This window comes from Streptomyces sp. NPDC046805, from assembly GCF_040645355.1.
Classification (GTDB): Bacteria; Actinomycetota; Actinomycetes; order Streptomycetales; family Streptomycetaceae; genus Streptomyces.
Genome location: NZ_JBEYYC010000072.1, coordinates 1 through 8,661 on the forward strand (window position 1 = coordinate 1; position 8,661 = coordinate 8,661).

6 protein-coding genes are annotated in these 8,661 nt (G+C 70.0%); 5 read left to right on the top strand and 1 reads right to left on the bottom strand.

The window, feature by feature from the left end:
• Positions 1-310 (top strand): AAA family ATPase (locus ABZ910_RS35915; RefSeq protein WP_361373576.1); only part of this gene is annotated, 310 nt, incomplete at its 5' end.
• A 538-nt stretch (positions 311-848) separates the two neighbouring features.
• Here ABZ910_RS35915 and ABZ910_RS35920 read toward each other — a convergent pair.
• Entirely contained in the window at positions 849-1,226 is a 378-nt protein-coding gene (locus tag ABZ910_RS35920; RefSeq protein ID WP_361373578.1) for a class I SAM-dependent methyltransferase, read from the bottom strand.
• A 718-nt stretch (positions 1,227-1,944) separates the two neighbouring features.
• Between ABZ910_RS35920 and ABZ910_RS35925 the strand changes: the two genes are divergently transcribed.
• The 4 genes from ABZ910_RS35925 (at position 1,945) to ABZ910_RS35940 (ending at position 8,222) form a co-directional block, all read left to right on the top strand.
• Positions 1,945-2,727 carry a PaaX family transcriptional regulator C-terminal domain-containing protein gene (locus tag ABZ910_RS35925; protein WP_361373585.1) on the top strand — a complete coding sequence of 261 codons (783 nt, stop codon included), beginning with the start codon at positions 1,945-1,947 and terminating at the stop codon, positions 2,725-2,727.
• 143 nt (positions 2,728-2,870) lie between these two features.
• Positions 2,871-4,451 (top strand): FAD-dependent monooxygenase, encoded by a 1,581-nt coding sequence (locus tag ABZ910_RS35930; protein WP_361373580.1) that lies wholly within the window; start codon positions 2,871-2,873, stop codon positions 4,449-4,451.
• The gene (locus ABZ910_RS35935) at positions 4,448-6,535 is read left to right on the top strand and encodes an acetate--CoA ligase family protein (protein ID WP_361373582.1); all 2,088 of its coding nucleotides are present in this window, start codon (positions 4,448-4,450) and stop codon (positions 6,533-6,535) included. The genes ABZ910_RS35930 and ABZ910_RS35935 overlap by 4 nt, the downstream gene beginning before the upstream one ends.
• The gene (locus ABZ910_RS35940; protein ID WP_361373583.1) at positions 6,516-8,222 is read left to right on the top strand and encodes an AMP-binding protein; all 1,707 of its coding nucleotides are present in this window, start codon (positions 6,516-6,518) and stop codon (positions 8,220-8,222) included. The genes ABZ910_RS35935 and ABZ910_RS35940 overlap by 20 nt, the downstream gene beginning before the upstream one ends.
• Positions 8,223-8,661: the final 439 nt, after the last annotated feature.

Below are 8,661 nucleotides of genomic sequence, written 5' to 3' on the forward strand. Positions count from 1 at the left end.
AAGGGGCATCCATCGCACGAACCTTTACGAGCGACAGCAGGAGACCGCGACCCTTGACCGGATCCTCGGCGGCGCCCGCCAGGCAAGGGGAGCGGCCCTGGTGCTCTGGGGCGATCCCGGCAGCGGCAAAACCGCGCTGTTGGACTGTGCGGCCGAGGCCGCCGCGTCGGACAGTGCGGTGTTGACGTGCCGGGGTAGTCGCCTTGAGTCAGAGCTGTCCTTCGCCGCCCCGCACGAGTTGCTGCGGCCGGTGACGGACAGGACCCGTATGCTCCCGCGCCGCGCAGGCCACGCCCTGCGCGCTCGCTAGGGCCGTTCTGACGCTCCTGGGCGAGCTCGCCGAAAAACGATCTGCGCCTCCAAACCGGGCTCATCCTCGTCCCGCACCACCGTGACCTGCGACCTTGCCGCCTCGTCCGGCAGTGTCGCGCGCACCCGGCGCGGGAAGGAGGAGACCGACACCTGCAGTTCGTGCTCGTCGCGCAGCCGCTGATGGATGGCCGAAACTGTCACCGTCGCGAGGAGGCCCTCGATGTAGTCACGGTGTTTGTCGATCTCCGGCCAGGTCAGCTGCCGCAGCCGTCTCAGCCGGCGCGCTCTTCGAACTGCCCTGCGTACCAGTGGTCGTAAACCTCGGTGATGTCGACCACGACGAACGCTCTCCTCGCCATCCGGGCTGCCCATCGGCCATCCGAACCACGGAAGGACGTCAGATCAGCGGGTGGGTTTTTCCCATCAGCGAGTACCGACGGAGCACATGTCGGCGGTAACGCATACCGGGCAGCAGCGGTAGTGCCACAGCCCGGACCTGCCCATAACTCATCTGAGGGACAGCGACGGGCATGCCCTCAGGCCCGCGCGCGACGCAGCACCTCCGTGATCCGTACGATCGGGGCAGCCGCGATCATCGCTGCCCGCTCCGACAGGCTCGCCTCGCGGGCCAGACCGACGATCACCAGCGTGCCGCCGGGCCGCAGCAACTCGAGCATCCGAATCAGGGCAGCCTCGAAGTCCATGTGGTGGATCGTGGTCACCGAACAGACGAGGTCGTAGCCCTCGGCGGGGAGATCCGCGGTGAGGAAGTCCCCCTCAACGAAGGTGAGCTCCGGGTGGCTTGCAGCGAACTCGCGTGCACAGGCGATCATCTCCGGAGACTTGTCGATCCCTGTGACGTGATTCGCCCGCTCGGCAAGCTTTTGCGCCAGCAGCCCGTCCGTCCAAGGCATCGCCGCAACCCTCGGGCACAGCGCGGAGGATGCCCGGATGCCGGGCGACGTCGGTGTTCCAGTACGGCTTCGGGTCGGCCTGCATCGGATCACCGTAGCGGTTCGGCCAGGCCGCCAAGTGCGAGATCGGTGCCGGCGATCCAGCCTTCGACGAACAAGAACGACGCCGAACTCCCTGCACGCCCGCCACTACATCGACAGCGAGTGGCGCGACGCCGACCGGCGCACCGAGTCCCTCTGGTGCTCGGCACCCTCGTCGACGGCGGTGCGCCGGAGCGACGGCATCGATCGCGGCCGCCCGCCGTGCCTTCGATGCCACCGGCCGGGGGAAACGGCCTTCGAGATCGACCTGACCATCCCCAAGCTGCGGTACTGCGCTGCGCCGGCCCTTGCTGACCATGGTGAGGGTGCCGAGGTGAAGCAGGGGCGGCAATGCCCATGAGGGCCTCTGCGGGCCCGGAAACTGGGGGCCCGGAAAACGAGTTGGCGCCGGAATCGCGCCGTGTCCATGTCGTCATCATGGTGACGTACGTCTCGCGTGTCAATATTATAGCGATCGTCTTCCAGGTGAGTTACTCGGAGTGGGCGGTCATGCTCGCCGCAGGAAGATGGAGCGTGAGTGTCGCGGGCGGTCGACAGGGCCGTGCCGCACTCCTTGGGGAATCGTGCGGCCCGCAGTGGGCCCGTCGGGAGGTGCTGAGTGAAACCTCGGTCGTTGGTGTTCGATCTGTTCGGCGACTATCTGCGCTACCGGGACGGCGAAGTCAGGCTTCGCGGACTCGTGGCGCTGATGGCCTGCTTCGACGTGCCGGAAGCGACCGTTCGCGTGGTCGCGGCCCGCATGCGCAAGGAAGGCTGGCTGGAGAGCCGCAAGGACGGGCGGGAGACCGTCTACGCCCTCACCGGGGCGGCCTGGGAGTTGCTGGACGAGGGTCGTGCCCGCATTTTCCACCGTGCTCGGGGGCCCTGGGACGGTCAGTGGCACATGGTGGTGTACTCGGTGCCCGAGACCGAGCGGGCGCTGCGGGAGCAGGTACGCAAGAAGCTGGCCTGGTTCGGCTTCGGCCCCTTGTCCTCGGCGATCTGGCTCAGTCCGCACGATCGGACCGACGAGGTCCTGGCCGCCTTCGAGGGCTCACCCGCCATTCGACTGGACACCTTCCGTTCCCGCTCGTCCGGGCTGGAGTCCGACCGTGACATCGCCTCCCGTGCGTGGGACCTCAAGGCGCTCGACCAGGATTACGCGGAGCTGCTGGAGACCTACCGGCCCCGTCTGTCGCGCTACAGGAATGGTGCGCTCACCGCCCAGGAGGGGCTGGTGGAGCGCATGCGGCTGATCCACGACTACCGCCTGTTCCCCTTCCGGGACCCGGACCTGCCCCCCGAGCTGCTGCCTGCCGGCTGGCACGGCCGTCTGGCACACGAGGTGTTCCTGGAGGCGCACGGGCTTCTCAGGGTGCGGGCGGAGGAGTGTGTCGACGCGCTGCTCGCAGCGAACTGACCCTCTAGCCGCAGTCAAAACATTTCACTATCTAGACGACCGTCGTACATATGTCGTACGTTGGGGTTGCGGCGACGTTACGGCGCCGCATAAACCTACGGGGCGCGTCGTCGCCCCGGCCCTGCGTCTTCAGGGGAACCCCTATGCGTATTGCTGTCGCAGGCGGCGGCCCGGGTGGCCTGTTCTTTGCCACTCTGATCCGTCGCGCTGACCCTTCGATCGAGGTCACGGTCTTCGAGCGCAACCGAGCGGAAGACACCTTCGGCTTCGGTGTCGTCTTCTCCGACCGCACTCTGGCCGCGATCGACGAAGCCGATCCGGTGCTGCGTGAAGCGCTCGACGAGCACGGCCGGCACTGGGACGAGATCGAGGTACGTCTCAAGGGCGAGCGGATCCGCTGCGGCGGCAACGGCATGGCGGCGGTCGCACGACGCACCCTGCTCACGCTGATGCAGGAGCGGGCCCGTGGGGCCGGTGCCGAACTGCGCTTCTCCACCGAGGTGAGCCTCGACGACCTGACTGGTTACGATCTGGTCATCGCCGCGGACGGCACCGGCTCCCGCATCCGCGAGGAACTGGCCCCGTCGCTGGACGTGCAGATCGAGACGGCCACGGCGAAGTTCATCTGGTTCGGCACCGCTTACCTGTTCGACGGGCTGACCTTCGTCCACGAGCGCGGTCCGGACGGCGTCTTCGCCGTCCACGGTTACCCGATCTCCGACACCGTGTCCACGTTCATCGTCGAGACGGACGAGGAGTCCTGGCGGCGCGCAGGACTCGACGAGTTCGACACCACCCAGCCTCCCGGTGTGAGCGACATGGTCTCCAAGGAGTACCTGGAGAAGCTCTTCGCCGACCAGATCGACGGCCACCAGCTGCTCACCAACAACTCCCGCTGGGCCAACTTCCGGACCCGCCGTACCCGCCGCTGGCACACCCTGGCCCCCCGGCCGGTGGCGTTCCTGGGCGACGCGGTGCACACCGCGCACTTCTCCGTCGGCTCCGGCACGAAGATGGCCATGGAGGACGCCATCGCGCTCGCGCAGGCCGTGGCCGCCCACCCCGGCAACCTCGCGACGGCGCTCGCGGCCTACGAGGACGCCGCGCAGCCGTCGGTCCGCAAGATCCAGGACTCCGCGCGGCCCAGCCTGGCCTGGTGGGAGCACTTCGGCCGGTACCACGATGTCTTCGACCCCTGGCAGTTCGGCTACCACTTCCTCACCCGCAGCATCACCGACGCCCGCCTCGGCCGCCGCGCGCCGGACTTCATCGACGCCAGCCACCGCGCCTGGCGCGACCGGCACGGTGCCGAGCCGCTGGAGACCCCCTTCGAGCACCCCCGCTGGGCGGCCCCCGGCCGACTGCTCCGCATCGCGTACGACGCGGCCGGTGTGCCCGCGACGGCGGAGGGAACCCACGCCCTCACACTCTCCCCGCACCAGACGACGGGTCCGTGGGGTGCGCTGCTGACCGCGCCGGACGACGAGAGCGGACTCCCAGAGCTGCGGGAACAGCTGTCCCGCCTCGCCGCACTCCCCGAGCCGGAGCGGCCCGTCCTGACCGCGATCCACGGTGGCACCCCGCTGACCCGAACGCTGGCCTGTGAGCAGGCCCGGATGCGCGACAAGCTTCCCGCCCTGCTGATCGATCCCGAAGCCGACCACGACCGCGCCCTGACCACAGTTCTCTCCGGCCGCGCCGACCTCGTAGGAGTGCCCGCGTGACCAGCACCGTTCCCGCCACGGCGGCAACCGAGCTCGACAACGGCCTGGCTCCGCTCTTCACACCGCGCGGTATCGCCGTCGTCGGAGCCTCCCGCAACCCCGGCAAGCTCGGCGCCGCTCTGACCCGCTCGCTCGCCGGTTTCACCGCCGCAGGCGGCCGCCTCGCGCTCATCAACGGTCGGGACGACGCCATGTACTCCTCCTTGGCGCAGGCCGCCGAGGAGGGACCGGTGGACCTGGCGATGATCTGTGTCCCCGCTCCGGCCTGCCCCGGTGTGCTGGCCGAGGCCGCCAACGCGGGCGTGCGCGCCGCCGTCATCTGCGGTGGCGGATTCGCCGAGACCGGCGGTACCGGAGTGGAGTACCAGCGCGAGCTGGCGGACATCGTCGCCACGACGGGCATCCGCCTCCTCGGTCCGAACACCAGCGGCTTCCTGGCCCCCCACGCCGGCCTGACCGCCAGCTTCGTACCCGGCGTCGCCCAGGTCCGGCCCGGCCGCGTGGCCGTCGTCGCGGCCAGCGGCGGCGTCAACCACGCCCTGGCCTTCCTGCTCACCGACGCCGGACACGGCATCAGCCTGGCCGTCGGTCTCGGCAACGGCGTCGACGTCACCGCACCGGACGTCCTGGACCACCTCGCTGACGACCCCCACACGACGGCCGTCGCCCTCCACATCGAGTCGGTCGCCGATGGCCCGCGTCTCGTGGAGAGCGTGCGACGACTGGCCGAGCGTCGGCCCGTCGTGGCCCTGGTCGTCGGCAGGCACGACGTCGGCGCCTTCGCCGCCTCCCACACCGGCGCCCTGGCCACGTCCTGGCGCACCACCCGTGCCGCGTTGGCACAGGCCGGGGCCGTGATCGTGGACGACGAGCGCGAGCTCGTCGACGCCGTCGGCGCGCTGTCCATCACCCGCGCCCGCCCGTCCGCCGACCCTGGAGTGGGCGTCGTCACCGCCCAGGCCGGACCCGGCTTGCTCCTCCTCGACGACCTGCGGGGCCGACGCGCCCGCGTCCCCGAGCTCTCGGCCACGACCCAGCAGGTCCTCGCCGGGCTCCTGCCGCCGCTGACCTTCCAGCGCAACCCCGTCGACACCGGCCGTCCCGGGCCCGAACTGGGGAGCGTCCTGGCCACCGTCGGCACCGACCCCGGCGTGGACGTCCTCGCGGGATACGCGCTGCACGAACCCGATGCTGTGGATCTGGTGGCCGCCGCCAAGGAGGGACGCACTGCCGACGTACCGATGGTGCTGGGACTCGGCGGCAGCGGCGAGGAGGTGACGCGCGCGAGGCAGGCCCTGGCAGAGGCCGGGATCGCCGTGGCGGCCGACCCACGCGGGGTCGCCGCGGCCACCGGCGCCCTGCTGGCCGACGCGCGTACCCGAGCCCGTGCCGCCAAGCCGTCGGCATCTGCCGAGGTGCCGACCGCGATCGTCGGTACCTACGATGAACACGAGGCCAAAGGACTCCTCGACCGCGTCGGCGTGGCCACACCGCCCCGCCACGCCTGCGACAACCGGGCCGCCGCGCACGCCTCGCTCGCGGAGTTGGGTGGTCCTGTGGCAGTGAAGCTGCTCGACGCCGCCGTGCTGCACAAGACGGAGATCGGAGGCGTGCACCTGGGCATCACGACCCCCGACGGCCTGGATGCCGCACTCGACAAGCTCGACTCGATCGGCGCGAGCCGCTACCTCGTCGAAGCCATGGCACCCGTCGGCGTCGACCTCGTCGTCGGCGCACGCCGCGACCCGGTCTTCGGCCCGGTCGTCCTCGTCGGACTCGGCGGCACGACCGCGGAGGCACTCGCGGACGTCGCCATCCGCCTCGCTCCCGTGCCGGCTGCGGAGGCCGGAGCCATGCCGTCCGAGCTCGCCGGTCACGTGTTGCTCGACGGATGGCGCGGCGGACCCGTTCTCGACCATGCCGAACTCGGCCGGATCGTCACCGCACTCGGCGACCTCCTCGCCGCCAACCCTGCACTCGACGACATCGAGGTGAACCCCTTGCGTCTCACCGCCCAGGGGCTCGTCGCACTCGACGCCGTGATCATCACCAAGGAGACAGACGATGCCCAGCCGGATCTCTGACCACGTCGTCCCCTGGCCAGAGTCGGACGTACAACGCTATGTCGCCGAGGGCTACTGGGCCGGCGTACCACTTGGCCAGGCACTGCGAGAGGTCGCGCGGCGCACACCGGATGCGCCTGCCCTGATCGACCCCGTGGCCTTCGGCGGCGAAGGCATCCGCTTGACCCACGCCGAACTGGCAGAGCGTGCGGACGCCGCCGCCGTGCGGCTGCTGGACCTCGGCATCGGCAAGGGGGACCGGATCGTCGTCCAGCTGGGCAACGGCTGGGAGTTCGTCGTCCTCACCCTCGCCTGTCTGCGGGCCGGCATCGTGCCCGTCATGGCACTGCCCGCGCACCGCCGGGCCGAGCTCGGCTACCTCGCCAAGCATGCCGAGGCGGTCGCCATCGCGGTTCCCGACCGGCTGCGGGACTTCGACCACCAAGCACTCGCTCACGAACTGGCGGACGACGTGCGTGCGACGACCGACGCCGACTGGCACGTGCTGGTCGCGGGCGACGACCTCACGCCGGGCAGCATCGACCTGCGTGCCCTGTGCGCCCCGAGCGCGGACCCCGAGAAGGACACGGCACGCCTGGACGCCTCCCCGCCCGACAGCCGTGACGTCGCGGTCTTCCTGCTCTCCGGCGGCACCACCGGCCTGCCCAAGCTCATCTCCCGCACCCACGACGACTACGTCTACAACGCCCGGCAGAGCGCGAAGGTCTCCGCGGTCGACGAGACCACGGCCTACCTCGTCAGCCTCCCGGCCGGCCACAACTTTGCCCTCGCATGCCCGGGCATCCTCGGTACGCTGCTGAGCGGCGGCCGCGTCGTCACGCTGCCGTCCCCCCGGCCGGACCGGGCTTTCGCCACCATCGCGGCCGAAGGTGTCACCCACACCGCGGTCGTTCCCGCCGTCGCCGCCGGCTGGCTTGAGTACGCCACCGAGTACGGCGCCGGGCAGCTCGCCACCCTGCGAGTGGTCCAGGCGGGCGGCGCACGGCTGGCCGACGAACTCGCCCGTAGGGTCCGGCCTGTCCTCGGTGTGACACTGCAGCAGGTCTTCGGCATGGCCGAGGGGCTGCTCAACTTCACCCGGCTCGACGACCCCGAGGACGTCATCTGCACCACCCAGGGCCGTCCGATGTGCGACGCCGACGAGGTGCGCATAGTCGATGAACTCGACGAAGACGTCCCCGAGGGCGAGCCCGGACTCCTGCTCACACGCGGCCCGTACACTCCGCGCGGCTACTACTGGGCCGAGGAACAGAACGCCCGCGCATTCACCGCCGACGGCTGGTACCGCTCCGGCGACATCTGCCGACTTACTCCCGAGGGCAACTTCGTCGTCGAGGGCCGGGACAAGGACATGATCAACCGGGGTGGGGAGAAGATCTCGGCCGAGGAGATCGAGAATCTCGCCTACCAGTTTCCGCAGATCAGCAGGGTCGCCGCGGTCGCCATGCCCGACCCCGTGCTCGGCGAACGCGTATGCCTGTATGCCGTCCTCAGCCCCGGCTCGACTCTCACGTTGGAGGAGATCCGGGCGTCCATGGAAGGCGTCGGAATCGCCCACTTCAAGCTACCCGAACGCCTGGTGACCGTGGAGGAGCTGGCGGCCACGAAGGTCGGGAAGATCGACAAGAAGGCGCTGCGGGCCGACATCGCCCGTCGCATGGAAACCCGAACCGTTCCTGGCGACTGAGCGCTGGTTGCACCTATTCACCCGTAGGTCCCCGTACGGTGTTGGGCACACTGGTCGTCCGCGTTCGCTCCGCATCCGGCTCGCGCGCATCGTGTGCGGGGGCCGGGGATGCGGGCGCGGTGTCGACCGTCGTTGGATCGCGTGCCCCCAGGGCGTGTCTGCCGACCTCCACGGCCACAGTGCCGTGGCGAGTTCGTCGGCCATGCTCACGAGTGAGGTTGATCCAAGGCCGGGACTCTGTTGGCGATCTTGTGAGGGGTGCTGACGGCGCGTTGATTGTGCGATTTGCTGGTGGGGTGCGGGGTGGCGTCTCGGGGAGGGGAGCGGGCTCCTGCAGAACGCGCTCGACCTGGAGCTCATCGACTTCATCGAGCACCGGCAGATGGAGCGTCTGCAGAAGGACCGTCGCCTCTGCGCTCACCCCTCCCTCCGTCCGCTC